Here is a 25,887-nt window from a genome sequence, read left to right on the forward strand (position 1 = left end):
AGAAAACCGGCTATATGAATGAATCTACCCGATAATTAGGGAGGTTTTCCCGGATTTCACCTTTTATGATCTAAAAACTCGGATTTTCAGGGAGGTTTTCCCTAATCTAATAAACAGTTATTTGATAGAGTGATATGAATGATTAATTATTCGGTTTTCAAGGAACTTTTGACCCTAACGTTAGTCAATTACCCGTTAACCCTATCAACAGAATACTCCTCATTGAATCTTACTACGAACATGTCCTACATATGCCTACCTTGCCTATTATTAAATCCATTTTTTCTATAGAATCCGTATAACTTTTGCTAGAAAGATCACATCATATATCTATGAGCCGTCTTTCGTATAATTACCGGATAATCCTACAACGTCTTAAATGGCCTTGACTCCATTCTAGAGGACGAGGTTAGCCGTTCGTTGTTATTTGTTAGATATTTCCCCAGTAAAAACTATTGCTTACAACCTACAATAAAAGCCCCGGTAAGATACCGAGGCCTTATTATACATAGGTTATATTACTTACTATTTATTAAAGGGTTTCCGCCGTCTCAAGTATAAGCGCTTCGGTCCGCTCTGTATCACGAATCAGAACCGGCTTCAGATACTTACCTGTGTAAGACTCTGTGACTGTAATGATCTTCTCCGGTGTTCCTGTTGCCAGGACAGTACCCCCGCCGCTACCACCTTCCGGTCCCATATCGATGATATAATCCGCTGTCTTGATTACATCCAGATTATGTTCAATAACAAGAACAGATTCTCCGGAATCCACCAAACGATGCAACACCTCAAGGAGACGACCAATGTCATCTACATGCAGGCCTGTCGTAGGCTCATCCAAAATATAAAGTGTTTTACCCGTGCTGCGACGGTAGAGCTCAGAAGCCAATTTTACCCGCTGTGCTTCACCACCGGATAAAGTGGTTCCTGGTTGGCCAATCTTAATGTAACCAAGGCCTACATCCATTAGTGTTTGCATTTTACGATGGATACGCGGAATATTTACAAAGAACTCCGTTGCGTCCTCTACCGTCATCTCTAACACATCTGAAATGTTTTTGCCTTTATATTTCACTTCTAGTGTTTCCCGGTTATACCGTTTGCCCTTACATACTTCGCAAGGGACATACACATCCGGCAAGAAGTGCATCTCAATCTTAATGATCCCGTCTCCACGGCAAGCTTCACAACGTCCGCCTTTTACGTTAAAGCTGAAGCGTCCCTTTTGGAAACCACGTACCTTAGCCTCATTTGTCTTGGAGAACAGGTCACGGATGTCATCGAATACACCTGTATAGGTTGCTGGATTGGAACGCGGTGTCCGCCCGATTGGCGACTGATCGATTTCAATAACCTTATCGAGATTTTCTAGTCCACGAATTTCTTTATGCTGACCAGGACGCACCTTCACAGCCTTATTCAACTGCCGTGCCAGACTCTTGTAAAGAATCTCGTTGATAAGCGAGGATTTACCGGAACCCGATACACCTGTCACCGCTGTAAATACACCTAATGGAATCTTCACATTCACATTTTTCAGGTTATTCTCTTTAGCACCACGTATTTCTACCCAGCGATCATCGGTAGGACGGCGTTTAGCAGTAACCGGAATAAATTTACGTCCGCTTAAATATTCACCCGTTAATGAATTCGGATCTTTCATAATCTCTTCTGGCGTCCCTTGAGCCATAACTTGTCCACCATGAATACCTGCGCCCGGACCAATATCAATAATATAATCCGCTGCCATCATCGTATCTTCATCATGCTCTACAACAATCAGCGTGTTGCCTAAATCACGCATATGCGCAAGCGTAGAGATCAGGCGATCATTATCCCGTTGATGCAAACCAATACTTGGCTCATCCAGAATGTACAATACACCCATGAGACTTGAACCGATCTGAGTAGCCAACCGAATACGCTGCGCCTCACCACCGGAAAGCGAACCCGCTGCACGGCTAAGCGTCAAATAATCCAAACCTACATTCACAAGGAATCCAAGCCGATTACAGATCTCTTTTAAAATGAGATTGGCGATGGCTGTTTCTTTTTCGCTCAATTTTATCTCTTCAAACCAATGCTGGCAGTCTCCTATTGAAAGGTCCGTAACATCAGAAATATTATGATCGTTGATGGTCACAGCTAATATTTCTTTTTTCAGACGTTTACCTTTACATACATGACAAGGCTTAGCACTCATAAACCCTTCGATAAATTCACGAATACCATCCGAAGCAGTTTCACGGTAACGCCGCTCTAGGTTAGGTATAATCCCTTCAAAAGCAACCATCGCATCTTTCTTTTGACCGAAATCATTTTCATAACGGAAGCGGACTTTCTCACTGCCTGTACCATTCAGTAACTTATTCATATGATCAGGCGTCAGACTGCTTACCGGAACGTTTTGTGGAATTTTAAAGTGTTCACAAACCGACTTCAGAAATTGCGGATAGTAATTAGAAGTACTTCCAGTCCAAGCTAAAAAGGCACCTTCTTCAATGGATTTCTCAGCATCAGGAATAAGCAGGTCTGGATCGACAACCATTTTCATGCCAAGTCCATCGCACTCTGTACAAGCTCCAAACGGACTGTTGAAAGAGAACATCCGTGGTGCCAACTCTTCAATACTAAAACCACAAATTGGACAAGCAAAGTTTGAGCTGAAAAGCAGCTCTTCCTGGCCGATGATATCAACAAGGATTTTACCGCCCGAAAGCTTAAGCGCCGTCTCCAGTGAATCCGTCAGCCGGGTCTCCACATCGTCTTTAACAACGATCCGGTCTACCACAACTTCTATTGTATGTTTTTTATTCTTTTCTAGTTCAATATCCTCAGACAGATCTCTTAGCTCGCCGTCCACACGCACACGTACGAAGCCTTGCTTAGAGATATCTGTGAAAAGTCCTTTATGCTCACCTTTACGTCCTGAAATGATTGGCGCCAGGATCTGTAACCGAGTTTTCTCTGGATACTGCATAATCCGGTCTACCATCTGTTCAACGGTCTGGGAGGTAATCTCAATGCCATGCTCTGGGCAATGGGGATGACCAATACGTGCAAAGAGCAGCCGCAAATAGTCATAAATCTCCGTAACTGTACCTACCGTGGAGCGTGGGTTCCGGCTTGTTGTCTTCTGATCTATAGATATCGCCGGGGACAAACCATCAATCGAATCCACATCTGGTTTCTCCATTTGTCCCAAAAACTGACGTGCATAAGCCGACAAAGATTCAACATAACGCCGTTGTCCTTCAGCATAAATCGTATCAAATGCAAGCGATGATTTACCTGAGCCGCTAAGTCCCGTCAGCACGACGAAACGGTCACGTGGAATCGTCACATCGATGTTTTTGAGATTGTGCGCCCTCGCGCCTTTAATTACAATATTTTCGTTCGCCAACGGAACCTCTCCTTTTAAAAAAACTATTTCAACTTTATTTCAAGATATTCTCAAAGCCTTTTCAAAGCCCTTTCAAAGCCTTTCGATCCCTCCCAAACCCTCCCTTCCAAGGGAGGGCCCCAAGGGTTGCACCCTCTGGACACCCGCATTTTCTGGAGAAGGAGTATGGTGGGAGGTAACTTAGTGACTACGACGCTCGGAGCGCTTATCCCTGCGGGACCGCTTGGACGTTAGCGCACTAACTAAAGACAGGTACATGCAACTGTCATAAACGTTGCATGGTGCTGTCCCTGCGGGATACGCATAAGTGCCAAGTGCATTTCGGGCGCTGTCCCTGCGGATACGCATAAGTGTCATAAACATCGCGGGATACGCGACCCTCTATTGATTCAAAAAGAACGGTCTAGGACAGCACCGTTCAATACCTAATTTAAATATCGGTGATGCATTAATGGTTTGTTACTCAGCCCGAAGCTCCAGCAATGCGTCGCGTAGCTCTGCCGCGCGTTCAAATTGCAGGTTCTTGGCAGCGTCCTTCATTTCAGCTTCCAGACGCTGGATCAGACTTTGTTTTTCTTTCTTATTCATCTTGCCACCAACACCTGTGAGATAATCAGCTTTAGACTCAGCAACCTTCGTTGCCTCGATGATGTCACGCACTTTTTTATTAATAGTGGTGGGGGTGATGCCATGTTTCTCATTATGAGCAATTTGAATGGCGCGACGGCGTGATGTTTCACTCATCGCCTTCTCCATCGAATCAGTGATCCGATCACCATACATGATTACACGACCCTCAGAGTTACGAGCCGCACGGCCAATCGTCTGAATTAGTGAACGTTCGGAACGAAGGAACCCTTCTTTATCGGCATCGAGAATTGCAACTAAAGATACCTCCGGTAAGTCGAGACCTTCTCTCAGGAGGTTAATCCCTACCAGTACATGGAACGTACCGAGACGAAGATCCCGCAAGATCGCCATCCGTTCCAGTGTTTTGATGTCAGAGTGCATATAACGAACCTTAATCCCGATTTCCTTAAAGTAGTCTGTCAGATCCTCCGACATCTTCTTCGTCAAAGTGGTAACGAGTACACGTTCATCGCGTTCGACCCGGTCACGGATTTCGCTAATCAGATCATCAATCTGACCTTCTGTAGGACGGACCTCGATGATTGGATCCAATAAACCAGTCGGACGGATAATCTGCTGCACCATAGTTTCGCAGTGTTCCATTTCATAAGGTCCAGGTGTCGCGGAAACGTAAATGATCTGGTTTACTTTATCTTCGAACTCTTCGAACTGAAGCGGACGGTTATCCAGTGCAGAAGGCAGACGGAAACCATGCTCTACCAACACTGTTTTACGCGCCCGGTCACCGTTATACATCGCCCGAATTTGCGGAAGGGTAACATGGGATTCATCTACGACGATTAACATATCATCAGGAAAATAATCCATTAACGTATATGGAGTTGCTCCCGGTTCCCTGAAGGTTAGTGGCCCGGAATAGTTCTCGATCCCCGAACAGAAACCCACTTCCTTCATCATTTCAATGTCGTAACGTGTCCGTTGTTCCAAACGTTGCGCTTCCAGAAGCTTGCCTGCGTCACGAAGCACGGTCAACCGCTCTTCTAGCTCCCGTTCAATATTGACTATTGCTACACGCATCGTTTCTTCCTTGGTAACAAAGTGAGAAGCCGGAAAAATGGCGACATGATCGCGTTCACCGATCAATTCGCCCGTTAAAACATCTATTTCAGTGATCCGCTCAATCTCATCCCCAAACAATTCAACACGAATCGCATGTTCACCCTGAGAGGCCGGGAAGATCTCAACCACATCACCACGTACACGGAATGTTCCGCGTACAAAATTGATATCATTGCGCTGGTATTGAATATCCACCAGTCTGCTCAGAATCTCATTGCGCGGTTTCTCCATCCCAACCCGCAAGGACAACAGCAAGCTTCCGTATTCCATTGGTGAACCGAGACCGTAAATACAAGACACACTCGCTACAATAATAACGTCACGCCGTTCGAACAAGGAGCTTGTCGCGGAGTGGCGAAGTTTATCAATCTCTTCGTTAATACTGGAATCTTTCTCAATATAAGTATCGGAGGAGGGAATATACGCCTCTGGTTGGTAATAGTCGTAGTAGCTGACGAAATAGTCTACCGAATTATTCGGGAAAAACTCCTTAAACTCACTTGCCAGCTGGGCAGCGAGTGTCTTGTTATGCGCAATAACCAGCGTGGGGCGATTTAATTTGGAAATAACTTGCGCGACAGTAAAGGTCTTCCCTGTACCTGTCGCTCCCAGCAGCGTCTGGTGCTTCTTACCCTGCCGGATGCCTTGTAGTAATTCATCTATGGCATGAGGCTGATCGCCCTGGGGTGTATACTCGGACTCCAATTCAAAAGTCTTCGTACTGACGACAATATCACTCATTTGCCCGTCTCCCCTCTATCGTCTAAACTAGATTAATATATTATAATTGTTGTCTGAATCTTCTCTCTCCATACGACAGTAAAAAATATGGAAGATAAGAATATGTGTTCCCGTTCATTATACAGTGTTGCTTAGATCGATGCAAACCATAATACACAGAAATGTTAGGAGCTTGAAGCATGGATATTACCGCAATAATCGGCCTAGTGGCCGGACTGGCTGCGCTAATCGGCGGCTACCTCTGGGAAGGCGGAAGCCTTTCCGGACTGCTGCAGCTTAATGCAGCTTTGATTGTATTTGGAGGTACGATTGCTGCCGTAATGATCAGCTTCCCGGCAGCTAAGCTACGCTCCATTCCCGCCGCTCTGCGCATGGCTTTTGGCCGCAATCCTGAACGTGATGAAGAGAAAGCAGAAGAGCTTATCGCAATGGCCACAGTGGCCCGCCGCGGCGGCGTTTTAATGCTCGAAAAACAAGCGGAACTACATCCTGATCCTTTTACACGCGAAGGACTGTTGCTTATCGTCGATGGCACTGACCCTGAGCAGGTAAGACAGATTTTGGAATTGGAAATGGATGCGAAAGAATTGAAGCATGAAAGCTACGCCAAGATTTTTGAAGCCGCTGGCGGATATGCTCCAACGATGGGGATCATCGGTACAGTTATGGGACTCATTAGGGTACTGGGCAACCTTACGGACCCATCAAATCTAGGTACCTCTATCGCAGTAGCGTTCACTGCAACACTGTACGGAGTAGCCATCGCTAATCTAATATTTTTACCCATTGCTTCCAAAATCAAATCCCGCAGCCAAAGTGAGCTGCATAGCATGGAGATGCTGCTAGTAGGCATTCTTTCTCTACAGAACGGGGATCATCCGCTGCTGGTGCGTAAAAAACTGAACTCCTTCATTTCAGACACCACCACAGATGACCGTGCAGAAGCAAGAGGTTTTATATGAGACAAAGAGACCGGCGCAAACGGCGGGTAGAGAATCGAGAAAGCCGTGATCGTTGGATGATTACTTACGCTGATCTAATTACACTTTTACTTATATTTTTCGTTATATTGTATGCGATGAGCAGCCTGGACACTGACAAATATAATATCGTAACCAGCTCTTTATCCGAGACTTTCAAGTCGAGCAGCACTGTTCTTGAAGGCGGGGACGGTATTTTAGATGCTGGAAAGACTCCTGACAACAAACCAGAGAGTACAGATGGGAATGGAAATGCGAACGCAACTGCAAAACCAAATGACGGTTCTGATGAACAAACGGAGAATGAAACACCTTCAGCACGGGAGTTGGCATTTCGAGAACAAGAGGCGAAGCTTGCTGAGTTAATGGGTGTGATCACCCACTATGTGGAGGAGAATAATCTCGGTGAACAAATATTTGTAGCCGACAAACCGCAGGGCATAGAAATCACGCTCAGCGACCGTTTTCTTTTTGATGTGGGTAAAGCAGATGTGAAGTCACCAGCCCTTCCAGCTCTTCAGCAGTTGTCTGGCTTATTCAAAGATATCGGGGCAACGATCAGCATTGAAGGACATACGGATAATACACCAGTGTCATCAGCTTCACGTTATAACGACAATTGGGAGCTATCGGGTGCTCGTGCGCTTTCTGTGCTGCGCTTTTTCTTAGATAATGAAGGACTGAACCCGGACACTTTTCAATATGCAGGTTATGCCGATACCCGACCAACAGCAGATAATACTACGGTAGCAGGCAAACAGAAAAATCGACGCGTAGAGATCATTGTACTTCGACAGCTTCAAGAGGTGGAATAAAAGTTTGCGCTCAGAGCTAAGTTCGGCAGCAGGGGCAATGGCAATTACCACATTGAGCTAACAAGGGGCTTCATCCAATTTAATTAGGGAAAACCTCCCTGATTATTCACCTATTATCGTATCCAATCGCGGAATGAGGGAATTTCTCCCTGATTATTACTCTTTTTAGTCTGAAATAGTGGTTTTACCGAGATGATTAGGGAGGAATTTCCTAAAACCCTAACTCTCACGCTATAATCGTCTAAAATGAGGGAGGTTTTCCCTAATTCCATACTCCACTAGACCCTCAAACCACTCGATTGGGTTTAGGAATACTCGCACAATCTACATAAGAAACACAAACAGCAAGTCCCCGAATCACAGAAACTTGCTGCTAAAAATATCACACTTGATCAGACTATTTTCCGTCCCCGATTTCCAATTATTCAGCAACTAACGCGCTATAACCAGCTGCATCTAACAGACCTTTTACAGCATCAGCATACTCTCCATCAACTTCAATCTCAAAAATCCAACCCCCGCCATACGGCTGATCATTGATAAGCTCCGGACTAGCTTCTAATCCATCATTCACCTTGGTAACCGTCCCAGAGACGGGCGAATACAACTCCGATACCGTCTTAACGGATTCGATACTGCCTACGCTGTCACCGGCCGAAATGGTCGATCCTACCTCAGGAAACTCAACAAATACGATGTCGCCTAATAAATGCTGAGCATGGTCCGTAATCCCAACACGTACTACTCGCCCTTCTACTTGCTGTGCCCATTCATGCTCTTCGCTGTAAAGAAGGTTGTCTAATACTTCACTCATTTCAAGCCGCCTCATTTCCAATTTGGAGTTCTAAATTTAGTTATAGCCTAAGTTATCCCGGCTCACAATGTCAATATTACTAACAGGAAATTTAAATTTGTCATTTTTTCGACGTTTTCTTGTTGACAGCGCCCGACTATACCCGTTTAATGGAGACATACAAGAAGAAATGACGTTGTCGTCTTTTTATAGACAATAACCGTTTCTCGAAGAAATATAATTGCGGATGATGGCATAGGGAGAGACTGTCTCACTTGAAGACGGCGCCGAAGGAGTAAGCCCTAACAGGGGTGAATCTCTCAGGCAAAAGGACCTTTGTCGGACGTATCTCTGGAGAGCATCAGACGCAAGGCTAGATGCGTCAGATCACCAACGGGGAAACCTGCAAGCTAGTTACGGCAGGGTAACTCTCAGGTACAAAGGACAGAGCAGAAAGCGATTTGTGCATTTATGCATGATTGCTTCTGCCTGTCCTTTTTTCGTATGTAATCAGATCAAGGGGAGTGACGACATGGATGCTTTGAGAAGAACACCTTTTTATGATCTCTATTCCGCTTATACGGAGTCCAGGTGCATTGACTTCGGTGGCTGGGAGCTGCCAGTACAGTTTACAGGTATCGTGAAAGAGCACGAAGCCGTTCGCCAGCAGGCTGGGCTGTTCGATGTCTCGCATATGGGTGAATTCATGGTGATTGGGAGCGGTGCAGAAGACTTTTTGCAAAAAATGACAACCAATGATGTCAGCCGCCTTACAGATGGTGCGGCGCAATATACGCTGCTCTGTTATCCAAATGGCGGAGTTGTCGACGACCTACTCGTGTATCGCCTAAGCGAAGGGCATTATATGCTCGTCGTTAATGCCTCCAACATCGACAAAGACTTCCAGTGGCTGCAAGAGCATTTGACCTCTGAATTCGGCGAAGTCACGCTCACTAATGTCTCTGACGAGACGCTTTTGCTCGCCTTGCAGGGTCCTCTGGCAGAGACCATTCTCGCGGAAGTTACGGATGCTCCTATTTCAGCACTCAAGCCTTTCCATTTCATCGAACGCGCCACCGTTTGCGGTGTAGAGGTACTTATCTCCCGTACGGGTTATACCGGTGAAGATGGCTTCGAGATTTACGCTCCGCTGGAAGGTGCAGAAACGTTATGGAACGGACTGCTTGCAGCAGGCGCGCCCCACGGATTAACACCTGCTGGACTGGGTGCACGGGATACCCTGCGTTTTGAGGCGAAATTACCACTGTACGGTCAGGAGCTATCTGCTGACATCACCCCGCTTGAAGCAGGAGTACAGTTCTTCGTGAAGCTGGACAAAATAGACTTTATCGGACGCGATGCACTAATACAGCAAAAAGAAGCTGGCATTCCCCGTCGCCTTGTCGGCCTAGAAATGATTGATCGAGGCATTCCACGCTCCCATTATCCTGTTTGGGCAGATGGGGTTAAGATTGGTGAGGTCACAACCGGAACGCAGTCCCCTACGCTGAAACGTAACCTGGGGTTGGCATTGCTTGATGCTGCTTACAGTGAAATAGGCACAGAGGTTTACGTGGAGATACGAGGTAAGCAGCTTAAGGCTGTAGTGATTAAGGCCCCTTTTTACAAGTATAAACGCCTTTAGCGTCCATATAAGGACGGTGAGCTTTTAAGCGAGAAATAGAAGGATAAAGTATAGCGTGAAAATTGTACTTTCTTATATTTTAAAAAAGCCAAGGAGTGAAACCTTAATGAAGCACCGTTATCTGCCCATGACAGAACAGGACCGCGTAGAGATGATGGAGACCGTCGGGATTCAGTCTATAGATGAGCTGTTCTCCGATATTCCTGAAGCGGTACGTTACCAAGGCACTATGCCGATGTCTGAACCACTCGATGAATACGCCCTGCTGCGCCACATGAAAGGTTTGGCTGACCAAAATGCCGACTTTGATTCTCACGCCAGCTTCCTCGGCGCCGGATTATACGATCATCACATCCCTGTGGTCATCAACCATGTCATTTCCCGTTCTGAATTCTACACTGCCTACACTCCTTATCAACCGGAGATCAGCCAAGGTGAGCTGCAAGCGATCTTCGAATTCCAATCCTACATTTGCGAACTAACCGGTATGAAAGTTGCCAATGCCAGTATGTATGATGGCGCTACAGCTTTATCCGAAGCAGCGGTTCTCGCGGCTGGTGCTACCAAACGCAAAAAATTAATCGTCTCCCGTACCGTTCATCCTGAGGCTCGCCAAGTGCTACGTACTTCGGCTAATGCTTGGGGTCTGGAGGTGGTGGAGATTGACTATAAAGACGGTGTTACCGATCAAGCTAAACTTGCTGAAGCTATCGATGGTGATACTGCCGCAGTACTGGTGCAATCGCCTAACTTCTTCGGCAGCATTGAGGATCTTCGCTCGGTTGAGCCGCTGATTCACGCGGTTAAAGGTCTTCTTGTAGTCAGCGCCAACCCAATAGCTCTTGGTGTACTTGAAACTCCGGGCAAACTTGGAGCCGACATCGTAGTCGGTGATGCTCAGCCACTCGGTATTCCAGCTTCTCTCGGGGGTCCAACTTGCGGATTCTTTGCCGTAGCTGATCACCTGATGCGCCGCATGCCAGGCCGGATCGTTGGCCAAACGGTAGACCGTAATGGTAAACGTGGCTTCGTTCTTACACTTCAAGCGCGTGAACAGCATATTCGTCGTGAAAAAGCGACATCGAATATCTGCTCCAATCAGGCGCTGCTGGCTCTCTGCGCATCCGTCTATTTGTCCGTTATGGGCAAAGAAGGCATGCGGGAAGTAGGCGAACTGAACATTCGCAAAAGTCATTACGCCGCTAATAAACTTAGCGGACTAACAGGTGCTGAACTTGCCTTCTCCTCCCCATTCTTTAACGAATTTGTCGTGAAGCTTCCTGAAGGCTGCAGCGTGAGCGCTATTAATTCGAAGCTACTGAAGGACGGTTATCTCGGCGGTTATGATCTGGGTCGTGATTATCCTGAACTTGCTGGACATATGCTGGTTGCCGTAACGGAAAAAAGAAGCAAAACCGAAATCGACCAATTCGCTAGCGCACTGGAGGGCTGTTTATGAAACCGGAGCAAAGTCTAATTTTTGAATTAAGCCGTCCCGGCCGTTCGGCCTATTCTTTGCCACTATGCGATGTGCCGCAGGAAGAAACCTTGGAGTCCCTGATTCCATCAGATTTACTCCGTAGCGAACCCGTCGTACTTCCAGAAGTATCGGAAGTGGATGTCATTCGCCACTACACTTCTCTTTCACGTCGCAACTTTGGTGTAGACAATGGCTTCTATCCACTCGGTTCATGCACGATGAAATACAATCCGAAGATTAACGAAGATGTTGCCCGCTTCTCCGGCTTCGCCAAAATTCATCCCTACCAACCGGAAGAAAGTATTCAAGGCGCACTGGAATTAATGTATACCCTGCAAAATGATCTGTCCGCGCTGACGGGCATGGATGCAGTATCTTTACAGCCTGCCGCAGGTGCGCATGGTGAATGGACCGGCCTCATGATGATCCGCGCCTACCATGAAAGTCGCGGCGAGACGCGTACTAAGGTTATCGTGCCGGATTCCTCGCACGGAACCAATCCTGCTAGTGCCTCAGCAGCAGGACTTGAAACGATCACGATCCCTTCCACAGATAAAGGAATGGTCGATCTTGAAGCATTGAAAGCAGCCGTCGGTAGCGACACAGCCGCGCTGATGCTAACTAACCCAAGCACACTCGGCTTGTTCGAAACCCAAATCGTCGAGATTGCTGAGATCGTGCATGAAGCAGGCGGCCTACTCTATTACGATGGAGCCAACTCCAATGCCATTATGGGCATTACCCGCCCTGGCGACATGGGCTTTGACGTTGTGCATCTGAACTTGCACAAGACAATGAGCACCCCACATGGTGGTGGCGGCCCTGGAGCCGGACCAGTCGGCGTAAAATCTATCCTCATTCCATTATTGCCACAACCTACTGTGGTGAAGAATGAAGATAGTAGCTTCTCACTTCACTTCGGTGGTCCTGAATCCATTGGACGTGTGAAAGCTTTTTACGGAAACTTTGGTATTCTGGTTCGTGCCTATGCCTATATCCGCACCTATGGTCCAGACGGACTGCGTGAGGTATCCGAAAATGCCGTGCTGAATGCAAACTATATGATGCACCGTCTGGCGCCGTATTTCGAAATCCCATATCCGGGTGTATGTAAGCATGAATTCGTGATGTCCGGCAAAAACCTCAAGCAATATGGCGTGCGCACCTTAGACGTCGCTAAACGATTGCTCGACTTTGGCTACCACCCGCCAACCGTGTACTTCCCTTTGACTGTTGAGGAATGCATGATGATCGAGCCGACGGAAACCGAAAGTAAAGAAACACTGGACGGCTTCATCGATACGATGATTCAGATTGTGAAAGAAGCGCAGGAGACACCGGAAATCGTAATCAACGCACCGCATACTACAGAGATTAGCCGTTTGGATGAGACACAGGCTGCGCGTAAGCCGGTTTTGAATTGTTCTTGCGGGTAAGGATAATGTCCTCCTCTAAGAAAAATTCTCTCGGAGTCTCTCGAAGATGTAACCGAATCCTTCATTAGGTGGCTACTATTCTTGCAATAATAGAAGCCAAATCAGATAAGTTAGAGTTCCAAGCAAACCAAAAATGCGGCTGTCTTTCAAAGTCATGAAGACTTCGAGACAGCCGCTGCCTATATCTAGTATGTAAGTAAGACCAGAAAAAGTTAAGCTTGATGTCTAGTCCGCCAGTTTTTTTACAAACTGCTTCCTTTCATTCACACGTAGCTTCGTATAAATATTCTTTACAATATTTCTTACCGTTCCTTCACTGATGCCCAGTTCACCCGAAATATGCAGAGCTCCTTTTTCTGACAACCACAAGTGAGCAACCTCTCTCTCTCTTGCAGTAAGTCTGTATTCTTGAAATCTGGCTTCTAGGTCCTGCTTCCTCAAATCAGAACTCTCCAACCATCTTCTGCTAATATTGTCCGTTATTTGTTGTATAAAAGGGATCGCAAATCGTGATGAATTCTGCGATTCTGCTCACCTCACTATGTACCAGTTGTACCATTGCATTATGATAGTGCGGTTCTAACTCTCCATCACTATATTTCAAGACCACTAAGTATGTTACAAGCTTTCATTTTTACACAAAGCACAATAATCGATAAAAGTAAATATCTAACAGGGGATATATAACTTTTTTTATCACAGCACTATTGTTGTATTTGTAAGTGCTTGATAAGTTGAACAGTTAGGAGATCATGAATATGAACATGCTTGATAACCTGATAATTGAAAAGAATAAAAAACTTCACTTCGAAAACATGGCTGTCTACCAGGCGAAAATGAATTCTGAAAATGTTGGATCAAATAAGCATCAATTAGTGCGTCGGTAATCTGCCGTCTTGACAACTTATAATGAGGAGTGGGAATGAATGAACAATATCAAATTCTTATTCAGTAACTTGAGCAGTTACGTTGATAAGAATCCTATCGTTGGATTACTTATACTTATTATATTTGTTGGTAGTTGTTCTTTACTTATCTTTAATACAGGTAAGAACGTCGGGGAATTATTATATTCATTGAAAAAATAAAATTTTTAATCATTTAATAAATGCTTTACAGGCGATTTTATGGCATTCACAAAATATCATTGCGTCAAACAATACGACATCAAAGATTGCGGAGCATCCTGTCTTGCGACCATCTCCAACCGATGCTGAACTCATCACTTATTATTCAGTCCTATGGTCTAGCCAGATTGCACACAAAAATATAGTACAACAACTCGAAGAAAAACTGGCTAGTTATAAGCCGGAAGCCAATGAAATTGATTTTGAATACTCAGAACTAAAAGAGCAGCGATTGGAACTCGTACGCGTCTCCCAGGATAATGATACTCTCCTAAAAAACAGGTTAATCTCAGCGGCTCAGGCAGATCAGAACAAGCTGGATTTACTAAACTTAAATCAGCAATTCGATAAGCAAAAAGTAAAGTACGGTTTATTCCAAGCAAAAGTTACTTTGGCTCTTAGTGGAGTTATCCTCTAATAACCATTAATTTATCATTCATAACCCAAAGGAGATATCACAAGATGAAAACCATATCTAGCCTAATCGCAGCAACTCTTCTTTCTACCGCTATCGCCTGGCCTGTCCATGCCGCAGAGAAGCCAATCTCCATTCAGATCAATCAGCAACAGCTCGCACTGAAGGGACAGTCTCCCTTCAATGATAATGGTACAATTGTCGTTCCTTTTCGTCCGGTTTTTGAAAAACTAGGACTTTCAATCGATTGGAATCAAACCACAGGTACCATAACGGGTACTAAGGAAGGGCTTACGATTACACTGCAACTAGGTAGTAAGCAGGCCAGCATCAATGGTGTTATAACCCAACTTTCTGTTGCCCCTAAGCTCATCAATAATTCCACTTACATTCCGCTGCGCTTCGTTGGGGAGGCTACAGGTAATGAAGTCTCCTGGAATGCACACTCGAAGACAGTAACCATTACAGGCAAGACTAATCAGGTAAATCCGCAGGAAATCAATGCTTTTTTTGAAAAATACGTAACCTATACCAACAATGAGAATTATGAAGGGTTCATGAGCCTAATCGATAGCAAGTCTCCTCTTGTGGTCATCGGGCCACAAATTAAGAGCCAAATGGAACAATACGATCTGACCACTTCACTTGATCAATTAGAGGTTATCAGCCTTCAACCCACAGAGGCTACGATTCACACCGTTGAAACGACTACACACCTCAGCGGTCCATTCACCTTAGACAATACCTCTGAATATATTTATAGCTTAACGCGTACCGCCAGCACTGAAGACTGGAAAATCAACAACCTGCAGATTAAAGGCGTACAATATATCCTCCCAGATAAACTGCTGAACGCTAAGCCAGCTGTGACGAAGGCGGATGAAACGGATATATTAGCTGTGCTTAAGAGCAACTTGGACTATACCAATGCAGAGAATATTCAAGGTGTGCTATCTACTATTGATCCTGAGTCCCCTGCTCTCGAACAAACCAAACAGCTCTTCAGCCAAATTTTCACAGCCTATGATCTAAAGTTCACTCTGGAATCTGCCAAAATCATTCATTATACCCAGGATACCGCAGCCGTATATATGGTTCAGACGAGCATCAAGCTTAAGGGTCCTGACTTTCAGGATAACCGCTCCACCTCTGTCACAACGCTGAAGAAATCCAAATCAGGCAAATGGATGCTGGATCAGACCTATCCGATTAGTGTAGACAAGCTGACTCCATAATTATAAGGATCTGTAACAAAACAAAAAACGGCAAGCCCCATAACCCCGGAGGCTTGCCGTTTGCTTATTTAAAGCGCCGGATCTTCAGTCTTACCCGCTCCCCCCCACAATCGCCAATCTTTACGTGACATATAACTTTAAAAATCCTATGTACAAATAAATGTTTAGAACTTCATTTATCCAAATTTATAACATAAGTATCTCAATCAATTCCCATCTCTCGCTGATATTCAGCTTACTATAAATACTCTTAACGATATTCCGCACAGTCCCCTCTTTCACATTAAGGTCATTGGAAATTTGCAACGCACCCTTTCTTAGCGACCAATGATAGGCTACCTCCCTTTCTCTAGGCGATAATCGATACGAATCACACTTTTCCTGAAATCTGTGTTCAATTAGCTTTGGGCTTTTTTCCTTCAACTTCAAAACAATCTTTTCGGATAATTGCTTAATAAAGAGGATCGAAAAACCCAGTTGTCTCTCGGCTTCAAATGAGATGTCGATGTATCCACATATAAAACCATTTATCATTATAGGAGCGCATACACAATTCCACTCTTTAAACATTGGATTACTATGCTCTTTTCCACGCACTACTGCAATTGACTTGACCTCCATCGCTAAAGAAACTGCATTCACTCCAGAGAATTGCTTCGAGAGGTTAGTTCCATTCCTAATTCCAAAATGATCTATTTTCTCCTGAAACATTTCGAATGGACTAACAATATTAATAATATTACCGGCTCGATCTGTTAAGAAAAAGACAAAGGGCAATAAGAGAAATTCTGTTACTTCCGCCAATTCTGAATGCAATACTTCAACCAATATCTCGTAGGGAACCAGCTCTTCAATAGAAAAGGATTTTTCTGTTTTGATGTTACTCCAGGGTTGGCAAAATTCACACACAGAATTATTGGATTTTTTATCTACATCATCTACCGTAAACCAGGCACGTTCGCATTCAAGAATATCCAAACAGTAAAATCTCCTAACTAATGGTATTTTTAAAACAGAGCATAGCACTCCATACAAAGGAAAACAATGACATAAGTCGTTAGGATTGTGAGAGATTAGCAAGATTTAAAATGATTATTAACAAGAACATTTCACTGTCCTGTATCCTTGAAGTTTCGCAAAAAAGAACAGAGCATAATAATTAACACTTGTCTATATCCTACCTAGGACATAGACAAAATCCAATTTTTCTATAAAAATTAGGATGTACGTCGATCAGAGGGAAAATAAAACAATGGAGATACTTATATCTGCTACCCTGAAAGGAATGAATTCCATCAAGAGTTTAGTAGGGATTTTCAGTAGAAAGTATACAAAGTCTATTCCATTTTTACTTTTGTTTTCATTATTTATATTGGCATTTTCTGCGGTAAATAGAATATTTCCAATAATATCTTTCTTAATAATTATGTTAAATGCTCTGTACATTGTTGTGAAAATAGCAATATTTAAAATTAAAAAATAAATATTTATTTCAGGGGGGTGATATTGCAATCTGGCAAAGCGCCTTTCAGCCTTTCCTAAACAAAGTTTTGGCTATTAGTGTAGACAAGTTAACTCCATAATTATAAGAATTTGTAACAAAACAAAAAAAACGGCAAGCCCCATTAACCCGGAGGCTTGCCGTTTACTTATTTAAAGCGCCGGAGCATTAGTCTTTTCTGCTCCTTTACGCTCTTTTGCCGATTTACGGAAGTAGAACAACTCGTAAATCGCCGGCACTACAATCAGCGTAAGCAGTGTTGCTGCGGTTAAACCGCCAATGACTACAATCGCCAAGCTTTGCGAGACGATGCTGCCCATCTCGGCATGGCCGAACAGCAGCGGTGTCATGGCGCAGATGGTGGCAATCGCCGTCATGAGAATCGGACGCATCCGTGTTCCGGCAGCTTCTAGAATAGCCTCGTGGATACTCATATTGGCTTCATTTTGCTTAATCCGGTCAATGAGCACAATGGCATTCGTAACAACAATACCTATTAACATCAACGCCCCGAACAGAGCTGTGAAGTCAGGCGTTACACCGGACACGATAAGTCCAACAATCGCACCAATCGCTGCGAGCGGTAAGGAGAACATAATCGCCAGTGGAGCCCGAAGGGTTTTAAAGGTGAGTACCATAATCAGATAGACCAACCCGATGGAGATCAATGCCGTCATGCCCAAGTCGTTGAAATCCTCTGACTGATCAACTGACGCTCCGCCTGCAAATAAGGTCACGCCTTTCGGAAGTGTAAGACTATCGGTTTCTTTTTTAATATTCGCACCGATCTCAGACACCTTTTTCGGATCAACCTCTGCTGTAATTCGTACATACGGCTTCCCATCTTTATGGAACAACATTGCCGGTTCATTCCGAACCTCGTAAGTTGCGAGCTGAGACAGTGGCTTCGGCCCCTCAGCCGTCATGAGCGTCAGCGCTTTTAAATCCTGCTCCGTTTGCGGCTGAACCATAGGATCTAACACTACACCTGCTGCATCACCATCGAGCTCAATTTGCCCCATTGGAATCGGATTAAGCATCGCTGACAGCTGCATTGAAATCTCTTGCGCATTACTTTGCGCCGGATCTACCTTAAAGGAAAATACAGGTTTCGTGTCCTCCATATTGCTGCTGACTTTTTGAATTCCCTCTACGGTCTTCAGCTTAGCGGTGACTTCTGTTGCTACAGTAGTAATATCCGCAAGATTATCTCCGACAATATCAATATATTCACTGGTAGAGCTGGATCCCATCATACTCATTTGGTTAGCAACAACTGTTGCTCCAGTGTATGAATCTTTTACCTCACGAACATGATCAATAAAAGCCTGAGCATCTGCACCTTTTTTCATAACAACGATATAGTCCACTAAGGTTTCAGAGGTAACACTCCCCCACTTAGCGGCGTCCGCACTATTCCCTGATTGCATGATTACCGTTTCTGCTTGTGGCTGCTTCATCAAATCTTGTTCTAACTGCTTTCCCTTTTCCAAAATATCTTTGACAGGAACATCCTTCGGATAATTCATCTGAACAGAAACATAGCTGGCATCCGAAGCATCGAGCGCCCCTTTGGGCATAGTCACATAAGCAGCAATGGAGCCAATCAGAAGCAGGAGACCCAACGATAAGCTAACCCATTTACGGCGAAGATTCCAGTCCAGAAAGCGGATAAACCATTTAGAAGGTTCGTGTTCTTTCATTGATGTTCTTCTCAGCAGCCATGAGCTTAAAAGAGGAACAACCGTCAAAGCTACTACGAGTGAAGTAAGCAATGAATAGGTCACTGTTAAAGCAAACGGCAGTAAGAAAGCTTGCAAACTACCACGCAAGAGACCCATCGGCAGAAATACTGCTACGGTAGCAATGGTTGATGAGGTAATCGCTCTAGCCACTTCCCCAGTTGCACTAATAATCATTTCACGGGAAAAGGGTTCTTTTTGCAGCCTACGGTAAATGTTCTCAATCACCACGATACTATCATCGACCAAACGGCCTACCGCAACCGCGACTCCCCCGAGTGTAATGATATTCAAGCTTATGCCGGAAATATTCAGCAGATATAAGGTGACTGCTAACGAAAGTGGGATGGATACTGCCGTAATCAGAGTAGCCCGCAGGTTACGCAGGAACAACAGAATCACAATCGTCGCAAATAATGCACCTAGCAATACCTCACGCATCATACTGTTCACCGAGCTAACTACCATATCCGATGTACTGAATACCACTGCTGCTTCTGCATTAGGAATGGTTGTATTAATATGATTTACGGCAGCCTGAATGTTATCTCCGACACTGACTGCATTCGCATTAGCCTCTTTGGTCACTATGGCGAATAGAACGTCTTTCCCGTTCGAACGGCTGACACTTTCCTGATCCTGCTTCAATTCGACAGCAGCGATATCCTGTAGCTTAACGCCCGCAGATACAGGAAGCTTTTTCAAAGTATCCATACTATCTATCGTAGAAACTACGTTAACATTGCCGGTCTGACCACCAATCGTTTGCTCCCCAAGGGATGCCGATACATTACGTCCTTGAAGTAAACCTAATACTTGTGGAGTCGTGACTCCCTTCTCAGCCATTAATTTCGGGTCCAGCTTAACGCTGACCTGCGGAGTTACCTTACCATATAAAGCAACGTTCGCTACCCCTTCAGCTTTTTGCATCTCTGGAATGATAGTTTCTTCCGCAAGCTTAAGATTCTCTTTAGTCAGGCCTTCGTCAAAAGCAAGAGTAACCTGTGATACAGGAATCATGGAGGTATTCAACTGAAGTACAAAAGGAGCCATTACCCCTTCCGGGAACTTCAATGAATCGACGACCTTCTGGACCTCCTGCGCAGCATCCTTCATATTCGTTTTCGAATCATAAAAAATATTTACCTGCGCATATCCGTCTCCGGAAGTGGACAGTATTTCCTTCTTCCCTTTCACAAAAGCTGCTCCAGCTTCTATCGGCTTCGTTACATTAGTCTCCATAGCATGTGTATCCTGGCCAGGACCCAGTACAGTTACAGTCACTTGAGGATTATCCGCCTCTGGCATAAATTCCATCGGTAGCGAAGTGTAGCTCATCCCTCCCACCACAAGAGCCATGACTACTAAAAGCCCCACCGCAGCCTTGTTACCGAACGACCATTTTGTTAACCATTTCATTTTCTTTTTCCCCTTCCGCTCCACATGATTTCTGGCACTCCCCTTATGTCTGTTTGATTATGTATTAATTTCCATCCCGAGATTTAGTTTAGTCATTTTTGGCTGAACTCAAAACAGCCCTACGGCTGGTTTCGTACTCAGTCTTAAGACGGGGAACTTTCCCCTTCTGTAGACAGATCCCCGTCCTTTTTCTTGATGATGGCAACTGGAACGTGAGCATAAAAAAAGAGCCCCGTTAGCCATATAAATGGCCAACAGGACTCCCTTTTGTTATGGTTTATTTCCCTTCCGCACGTACTGGATCACGGAACATAAATTTCAATAGTGGCGGCGTTACAAGTGTAGTTACAATGACAACAATAATGACCGAAGTAAAATACTGTTGCTGTAACAAGCCGCTTTGCAGCCCTGTGGCGGCAATGATCAACGCAACTTCCCCCCGTGAAATCATCCCAGACCCAATAATGGCAGACGAGTGGTTATCAAAGCCTGTAAGACGCGCACCCAGACCGCCACCAAACAGCTTGGTCAGAATGGCAACAACCGTAAGCAAGATCACGAAGCCTATTTGACTGCCTACTCCTTCAAAGGAAACACTAAGTCCGATACTTACAAAAAAGACCGGCACAAAAATCGAATAAGCAATCGGCTCGAGCTTGGATTCTACCGTGTGCTTAAAGGAAGTTTGCGAGATAGCAATCCCAGCCGCAAAGGCACCAATGATTCCTGCCATCCCCATGATTTCAGCAAAATAGGCGAATGCGAAACAAATCATTAACGCTGCTGAAATAATCGCCTCTGTCACCTTCAACGGAGCCATCCATTTCATGACCCGAGGAACAATGAACCAGCCGGCAATAATCGCTACGGCAAAGAACAACACCTTTTTCCCAATTAAAAGACCAATAGAAACGTCTGTACCTGTACCAAAAAAGCTCATCAGAACAGCGAGCAAAATAACAACTAGAATATCATCTACTACGGCAGCCCCCAGAATTGTAGAGCCTTCACGTGTGTTCAGCTTATTCATATCTTTTAACACCTGCACCGATATGCTGACCGATGTTGCACTAAGAATAACGCCCATAAACAAAGCATTATGATAAGCAAAACCAAACATTTCTCCTAAGGCGAACCCACCCAAAAAGGGTAATATAATTCCACCGACGGCTACTGCAAAAGCTGATTTCCAGTTCTTGCGCAATTGATCCAGATCCGTCTCAAGCCCCGCTATGAACATTAACAGTAGAACACCGATCTCAGAGATATAATGAATAAACTCTCCATCCTGAACCCAGCCCAGTACCGCAGGCCCCAGTATGATTCCCACAATAAGCTTACCTAGCACAGCTGGTTGCCCAAGCCGCACAGATAGATCACCAGCTACTTTGGTGAACAATATGATCAGCATAAGATATAAAACAAACTCCATCTTTCAATCCACTCCCTTGTTGTATATAAGAACTGCCAACCAGGAGCTTCTCCAAGCCAAAAAAAGACAAAGAGGAGCCCTTGTTGACAGGCTCCTCCAAAAAACAAATAATTATTCAATTTAACTTTATAAATTATATTATACCTATATTTAAAATAACTGTAAACCAGATGCGCCGATAATATAAATTATGCACATTTGATTTGTTCTAGAATTGTATTGCTTATTTCAGATAGAACACTTCCCGTAAGGGCTGCATAGGCACCTCATCATTGAAATCAAATGACCCTTCAACCATCTTAGAGGTAATCGCATTCCAGCGGTTGCAAGCATCACTTTTGGCAATGTAATCAAAAGCCGCCTTACTATCCTCACACTCATAACAGTAAAAAAATTGATTGCCATTCTGAAAGATGGAATAGTTAGAAATACCAGCCTTACTGTGCTCCTCCAAAATTTCTGGCCAAGGATTTAAATGCATAGCTACATACTCCTCTAAACATTCTTCCTTCACCCGCCATGTCCAAGCCAATTTATTGCTGCTCATCTGCTCATCCTCCTAGAAATCCCCTCTTTTACACATATTAAGAACTAGGGACATTTGATACCTATTATTGTACCTGAATAGAGTAGTCCAAGCTATGCATATCTATATGATCTGTAAATTTTTTAAGCGTTAATTCCGGCTTCACTCGGACGTAGAATAGCAGAACCAATCGCCAGCAGCACCGCGGCCATAAGACCCAAGATGGCAAAAGGCAGCCATAATTCATTCCAGCCTCCACCTGTAGCAGCGATATCGATCGCTTGGATCGCCCATTTTTGCGGTACAAAATTAGCTGCCTTCTGCATATAATCCGGCATAATGGATAACGGCCAGAAACAGCCTCCAAGCATACAGGTCGGGGTCAGGATCAGCGAATTAAGCATGCCAGTATTATTGGGATTGCGAATCAGACCTGCTACCGTACTGGCTAAGCCCATGGAAACGAGCATAAATGCTGCAAGAACCAAAAAATACAAGTAGAGCGGTAATCCAAAGTCAAACTGCAGTACATAACGGCCCAAAGCAAGTACTACAACAATTTGAATCAACCCAACAATGAAGCTTCCCAGAAAATTACCGAGGGCAATCTCATACGAACGAACCGGGGCACTGAACATACGTTTCATCGTTCTTTCTCTTCGATCATCCATAATAAGCGACACTGAACTTGTAACCAGCCCCATTAAGAACATCAAAGTAAATCCTGTGACGATGCTTAAGCCCTCTTTTGGATATAAATCATAATCTGTTCTTATACTGCCTACACTATGTTGCTCTGCTCTCTGCATTACGGCAGCAAACTGTGAGTCCGAGTCAGTAGCCTCAGCCCGAGCTGCTCCAATTAGTCCAGCAGTGTTTCGCATTTCATCAGCAATTACACTGATTTTCATTTTTACCATAATGGATGTTTCGGTAGCCTTAAGCTCATACACACTAATTTGCGGCTCTTCTCCAGCAAGCAGTGCGGAGGTGAAGTTTTGCGGTATCAAAACACCGGCTTCTCCGTTCTGATCGATAATACTCTCCCTCAAATTAGCCTCATCTGTCTTCTCTACAAGCTTATAATCACCGGTATTCTCCAGCTCGGTAAGCAAATGTTTGCCCGCTGCACCATCGTCCATATTCGAATATAAAATAGTAGCCGGTCTCTCACCCATACTTCCACTAATTGCTACTACCCCGGCCACGACAAGACATGGCAGAAGAATATACGAAAGCAGCCCATTCCGAGAACCAATCGTTCTTTTCACCATATTCCAAGCAATCGTTAAGATCTTATCCATGGTAACCTACCTTCCGGTACGAGATAACCGCTGCACTGAATAGAACCAGACAGATGATCGACAAGACCAGCAGATTCGGCAAAATCTCTGAGACCTCTGCATGCAGCATCATTTTTAGAACAGCTTGTAGCACCCAGTGATTCAGGGTAAATGCCCCGACCGAGTTCACCCATGATTCCGGAAGTGGAGCCATCCCTCCACTAATGAAGGTCATGACCACAGTGATAACATTAACAATACTTCCTGCACTTGCTTTAGTTTTGCTAAACATTGAAATAACAATCGATAACGTCATGGAAGCTATGATCATTAAGAGACAGAAGAGCAGCAGCAAGCCCGGACGATTGCCCCAATTTACGCCAAACAACAAATGAGTCAGGATAATAATCGCTGCGCACTGCACTACACTTACAACCCCTACGCCTAGCATTTTACCAATAAAGAGCTCAGAACCTTTTACCGGCATTGAGGTTATTCGGAAGAGGGTGTGATTTTCTTTTTCATTAAAAAGAGAGCTGCTGACGGTCAAACCGCTATATAGCAGAAACATCAGCATCATGGATACCGCATAGAATTGGGAGGCTGTATAGGATCGGCCACCTTCACTGAGCGCCCCAACCTTAACAGATGGCTGCTCTCCCAAACTTGGTGCAGTAGCGGTCAAAGCTTCTGGACCCAACGTCATAGCTACGGATTGCTTATAGTTAATATTGTTCAAAAAGTTATCGAATACCGTCCCCGCAACCATGTTATCTGTCCGATCTTTGCCCAGAACAAACTCTAGCTTTGCAGTTTCGCCGCTTTGTACTTTCTTATCGAAGCCTAGGGGAACAATAACCGCATAAGCATATTTCCCGGCGCGCAGGCCACTTTCCGCTGTCTCTCGGCTCCCTACTTTGACCGGAATAATGATATCCTTAAGCTCCGGCGTCTTTAAAAAGCTGTCTATCATCGCCGAGCTTTCATACCCTTCTCCAGAAAGATTAACTACACCAACACGTACAGGGTCAATCTTAGACGCTGCCTTATCACCGATTACACTGGAGAGGGAAGCACCCAGCAGAAAGATCAAAAGCAGCGGTAACAGAAACATATTAATGATGATTGAGCGTGAAATAAACAGCCTGCGAAGCTCATAAATCATAATTGTCCAAATATTTCTCAAAGCGTTCTCTCCCTCCTTTAATCGCGCAATGTCCGTCCTGTCAAACTAAGGAATAAAGTCTCCAGATCCGGCTCCTCAATATTTAAAGAACCAATAACGCCTTCATGTTTAGCAAAAATAAATAAGATATCCTGCAGCTCATCCTGTGAGGAGGGGAGATACATTTCTACCGTTCCCTCTTTACTTTCCACTCTCGTGATCCGCGGGTGTAGACTAAGCTCATTGATTAGCTCCGGGGTGATGTTCGTTGCTTTGACCACTATTTTTTCTTCTTGAGAAACCCGTTCCCGCAGCTCCTTTTCCGTGCCACAAGCAATGATATGTCCCTTATCCATAATCGCTACCCGATCACAAATGGCTGCAACCTCTTCCATATAATGACTAGTGTAGATGACGGTTGAGCCAAGCCGATTCAGCTCTTTGACCGACTCAAGGATATGATTACGAGACTGCGGATCAATCCCTACGGTCGGCTCATCCATAATAATCAGCTTTGGATGATGCATGATGGCACAAGCGATATTCAAACGTCTTTTCATCCCTCCGGAGAAGGTGGCTGGTTTTTCTTTGGCCCGGTCACTAAGTCCTGTGAAAGCAAGAGCTTCCGCCACCCGCTCTTTCAGCAATTTCCCCCGCAAGCCATACAATCTTCCGAAAAAAGTTACATTTTCAGCTGCTGTCATTGTATTGTACAAAGCCAAATCCTGCGGAACCAAACCGATCTTTTTCTTAACCTCCAGTGCGTACGAAGAGACTGATAACCCATCAATAACAATGTCTCCACTATCAATCTTTAGCAGGCCGCAAATCATACTTATAGTTGTACTTTTACCTGCCCCGTTCGGGCCTAGCAGGCCAAAGATCTCTCCTGCTTGAATCGTAACATTCACATGATCTACCGTTAATTTGTTCTCATACCGTTTCACCACATCGGTCAACACCGCGATTGCCATCTCTTATCTCCCCTGTCGTGTGTGCTTCTATATTTTCAATTTTATTCTAGGTTGAATTTTTG

General features: G+C 44.7%; 19 protein-coding genes and 1 riboswitch. Of the genes, 8 read left to right on the forward strand and 11 right to left on the reverse strand.

Features of this window, described 5'->3' with window-relative positions:
• Positions 1 to 532 precede the first annotated feature (532 nt).
• Complete coding sequence (gene uvrA, locus MHI51_RS28165; protein ID WP_076276882.1) at positions 533 to 3,406, reverse strand: excinuclease ABC subunit UvrA; 2,874 nt, start codon at positions 3,404 to 3,406, stop codon at positions 533 to 535.
• A 459-nt stretch (positions 3,407 to 3,865) separates the two neighbouring features.
• Positions 3,866 to 5,857 carry an excinuclease ABC subunit UvrB gene (gene uvrB / locus MHI51_RS28170; RefSeq protein ID WP_036678623.1) on the reverse strand — a complete coding sequence of 664 codons (1,992 nt, stop codon included), beginning with the start codon at positions 5,855 to 5,857 and terminating at the stop codon, positions 3,866 to 3,868.
• A 179-nt stretch (positions 5,858 to 6,036) separates the two neighbouring features.
• On the opposite strand from uvrB, the gene MHI51_RS28175 reads away from it, so the two are divergent.
• Complete coding sequence (locus tag MHI51_RS28175; RefSeq protein WP_076123782.1) at positions 6,037 to 6,819, forward strand: flagellar motor protein; 783 nt, start codon at positions 6,037 to 6,039, stop codon at positions 6,817 to 6,819.
• Complete coding sequence (locus MHI51_RS28180; protein ID WP_405173412.1) at positions 6,816 to 7,652, forward strand: flagellar motor protein MotB; 837 nt, start codon at positions 6,816 to 6,818, stop codon at positions 7,650 to 7,652. Before MHI51_RS28175 ends, MHI51_RS28180 begins: the two co-directional genes overlap by 4 nt.
• A 421-nt stretch (positions 7,653 to 8,073) precedes the next feature.
• Here the strand turns inward: MHI51_RS28180 and gcvH are convergent, their stop codons facing one another.
• Entirely contained in the window at positions 8,074 to 8,466 is a 393-nt protein-coding gene (gene gcvH / locus MHI51_RS28185) for a glycine cleavage system protein GcvH (RefSeq protein WP_036678614.1), read from the reverse strand.
• Positions 8,467 to 8,692: 226 nt separating this feature from the next.
• Positions 8,693 to 8,791: riboswitch (glycine riboswitch) on the forward strand.
• A gap of 186 nt (positions 8,792 to 8,977) precedes the next feature.
• On the opposite strand from gcvH, the gene gcvT reads away from it, so the two are divergent.
• The 3 genes from gcvT (at position 8,978) to gcvPB (ending at position 13,006) form a co-directional block, all read left to right on the forward strand.
• On the forward strand, positions 8,978 to 10,090 hold the full coding sequence (gene gcvT / locus MHI51_RS28190) for a glycine cleavage system aminomethyltransferase GcvT (RefSeq protein WP_076276884.1): 1,113 nt from the start codon (positions 8,978 to 8,980) through the stop codon (positions 10,088 to 10,090).
• 106 nt (positions 10,091 to 10,196) lie between these two features.
• A complete protein-coding gene (gene gcvPA / locus MHI51_RS28195) occupies positions 10,197 to 11,549 on the forward strand; it encodes an aminomethyl-transferring glycine dehydrogenase subunit GcvPA (RefSeq protein WP_076276885.1) in 1,353 nt (450 codons plus the stop codon).
• Positions 11,546 to 13,006, forward strand: a complete 1,461-nt coding sequence (gene gcvPB, locus MHI51_RS28200; RefSeq protein ID WP_076276886.1) for an aminomethyl-transferring glycine dehydrogenase subunit GcvPB — start codon at positions 11,546 to 11,548, stop codon at positions 13,004 to 13,006. The genes gcvPA and gcvPB overlap by 4 nt, the downstream gene beginning before the upstream one ends.
• 225 nt (positions 13,007 to 13,231) lie before the next feature.
• Here gcvPB and MHI51_RS28205 read toward each other — a convergent pair whose 3' ends face one another.
• Positions 13,232 to 13,447, reverse strand: coding sequence for a response regulator transcription factor (locus MHI51_RS28205; RefSeq protein WP_076220896.1), 216 nt, complete (start codon positions 13,445 to 13,447; stop codon positions 13,232 to 13,234).
• Positions 13,448 to 13,764: 317 nt separating this feature from the next.
• Between MHI51_RS28205 and MHI51_RS28210 the strand changes: the two genes are divergently transcribed.
• The 3 genes from MHI51_RS28210 to MHI51_RS28220 all read left to right on the forward strand — a co-directional run bounded on the left by MHI51_RS28210 (position 13,765) and on the right by MHI51_RS28220 (position 15,783).
• Positions 13,765 to 13,893 (forward strand): hypothetical protein, encoded by a 129-nt coding sequence (locus MHI51_RS28210; RefSeq protein ID WP_341004037.1) that lies wholly within the window; start codon positions 13,765 to 13,767, stop codon positions 13,891 to 13,893.
• 304 nt (positions 13,894 to 14,197) lie between these two features.
• A complete protein-coding gene (locus MHI51_RS28215) occupies positions 14,198 to 14,551 on the forward strand; it encodes a hypothetical protein (protein WP_076276888.1) in 354 nt (117 codons plus the stop codon).
• Positions 14,552 to 14,595: 44 nt separating this feature from the next.
• Complete coding sequence (locus MHI51_RS28220) at positions 14,596 to 15,783, forward strand: copper amine oxidase N-terminal domain-containing protein (RefSeq protein ID WP_076276889.1); 1,188 nt, start codon at positions 14,596 to 14,598, stop codon at positions 15,781 to 15,783.
• A gap of 186 nt (positions 15,784 to 15,969) precedes the next feature.
• On the opposite strand, the gene MHI51_RS28225 is transcribed toward MHI51_RS28220, so the two are convergent.
• The 7 genes from MHI51_RS28225 to MHI51_RS28255 all read right to left on the reverse strand — a co-directional run bounded on the left by MHI51_RS28225 (position 15,970) and on the right by MHI51_RS28255 (position 25,825).
• A complete protein-coding gene (locus MHI51_RS28225) occupies positions 15,970 to 16,761 on the reverse strand; it encodes a helix-turn-helix transcriptional regulator (RefSeq protein ID WP_076220158.1) in 792 nt (263 codons plus the stop codon).
• A gap of 675 nt (positions 16,762 to 17,436) precedes the next feature.
• Entirely contained in the window at positions 17,437 to 20,445 is a 3,009-nt protein-coding gene (locus MHI51_RS28230) for an efflux RND transporter permease subunit (protein WP_076276891.1), read from the reverse strand.
• A 277-nt stretch (positions 20,446 to 20,722) separates the two neighbouring features.
• Entirely contained in the window at positions 20,723 to 21,877 is a 1,155-nt protein-coding gene (locus tag MHI51_RS28235; protein WP_076123814.1) for a cation:proton antiporter, read from the reverse strand.
• A gap of 223 nt (positions 21,878 to 22,100) precedes the next feature.
• Entirely contained in the window at positions 22,101 to 22,424 is a 324-nt protein-coding gene (locus MHI51_RS28240) for an L-rhamnose mutarotase (RefSeq protein WP_038573529.1), read from the reverse strand.
• Between the two features lie 122 nt (positions 22,425 to 22,546).
• Positions 22,547 to 23,707 (reverse strand): ABC transporter permease, encoded by a 1,161-nt coding sequence (locus MHI51_RS28245; RefSeq protein WP_076276892.1) that lies wholly within the window; start codon positions 23,705 to 23,707, stop codon positions 22,547 to 22,549.
• Positions 23,700 to 24,872, reverse strand: coding sequence for an ABC transporter permease (locus MHI51_RS28250; protein WP_081387166.1), 1,173 nt, complete (start codon positions 24,870 to 24,872; stop codon positions 23,700 to 23,702). Before MHI51_RS28250 ends, MHI51_RS28245 begins: the two co-directional genes overlap by 8 nt.
• 17 nt (positions 24,873 to 24,889) lie before the next feature.
• Complete coding sequence (locus tag MHI51_RS28255) at positions 24,890 to 25,825, reverse strand: ABC transporter ATP-binding protein (RefSeq protein WP_036678569.1); 936 nt, start codon at positions 25,823 to 25,825, stop codon at positions 24,890 to 24,892.
• Positions 25,826 to 25,887: the final 62 nt, after the last annotated feature.

The organism is Paenibacillus sp. FSL H8-0260, from assembly GCF_045040625.1.
GTDB classification, from domain to species: Bacteria; Bacillota; Bacilli; order Paenibacillales; family Paenibacillaceae; genus Paenibacillus_AQ; species Paenibacillus_AQ odorifer.

Coding starts and splice junctions, on each gene's coding strand:
- uvrB (WP_036678623.1), bottom strand. CDS start 5,857: ATGAGTGATATTGTCGTCAGTACGAAGACTTTTGAATTGGAGTCCGAG.
- gcvT (WP_076276884.1), top strand. CDS start 8,978: ATGGATGCTTTGAGAAGAACACCTTTTTATGATCTCTATTCCGCTTAT.
- MHI51_RS28255 (WP_036678569.1), bottom strand. CDS start 25,825: ATGGCAATCGCGGTGTTGACCGATGTGGTGAAACGGTATGAGAACAAA.
- MHI51_RS28180 (WP_405173412.1), top strand. CDS start 6,816: ATGAGACAAAGAGACCGGCGCAAACGGCGGGTAGAGAATCGAGAAAGC.
- MHI51_RS28210 (WP_341004037.1), top strand. CDS start 13,765: ATGAACATGCTTGATAACCTGATAATTGAAAAGAATAAAAAACTTCAC.
- MHI51_RS28245 (WP_076276892.1), bottom strand. CDS start 23,707: ATGGATAAGATCTTAACGATTGCTTGGAATATGGTGAAAAGAACGATT.
- MHI51_RS28230 (WP_076276891.1), bottom strand. CDS start 20,445: ATGAAATGGTTAACAAAATGGTCGTTCGGTAACAAGGCTGCGGTGGGG.
- MHI51_RS28235 (WP_076123814.1), bottom strand. CDS start 21,877: ATGGAGTTTGTTTTATATCTTATGCTGATCATATTGTTCACCAAAGTA.
- MHI51_RS28240 (WP_038573529.1), bottom strand. CDS start 22,424: ATGAGCAGCAATAAATTGGCTTGGACATGGCGGGTGAAGGAAGAATGT.
- gcvPA (WP_076276885.1), top strand. CDS start 10,197: ATGAAGCACCGTTATCTGCCCATGACAGAACAGGACCGCGTAGAGATG.
- MHI51_RS28175 (WP_076123782.1), top strand. CDS start 6,037: ATGGATATTACCGCAATAATCGGCCTAGTGGCCGGACTGGCTGCGCTA.
- MHI51_RS28220 (WP_076276889.1), top strand. CDS start 14,596: ATGAAAACCATATCTAGCCTAATCGCAGCAACTCTTCTTTCTACCGCT.
- gcvPB (WP_076276886.1), top strand. CDS start 11,546: ATGAAACCGGAGCAAAGTCTAATTTTTGAATTAAGCCGTCCCGGCCGT.
- gcvH (WP_036678614.1), bottom strand. CDS start 8,466: ATGAGTGAAGTATTAGACAACCTTCTTTACAGCGAAGAGCATGAATGG.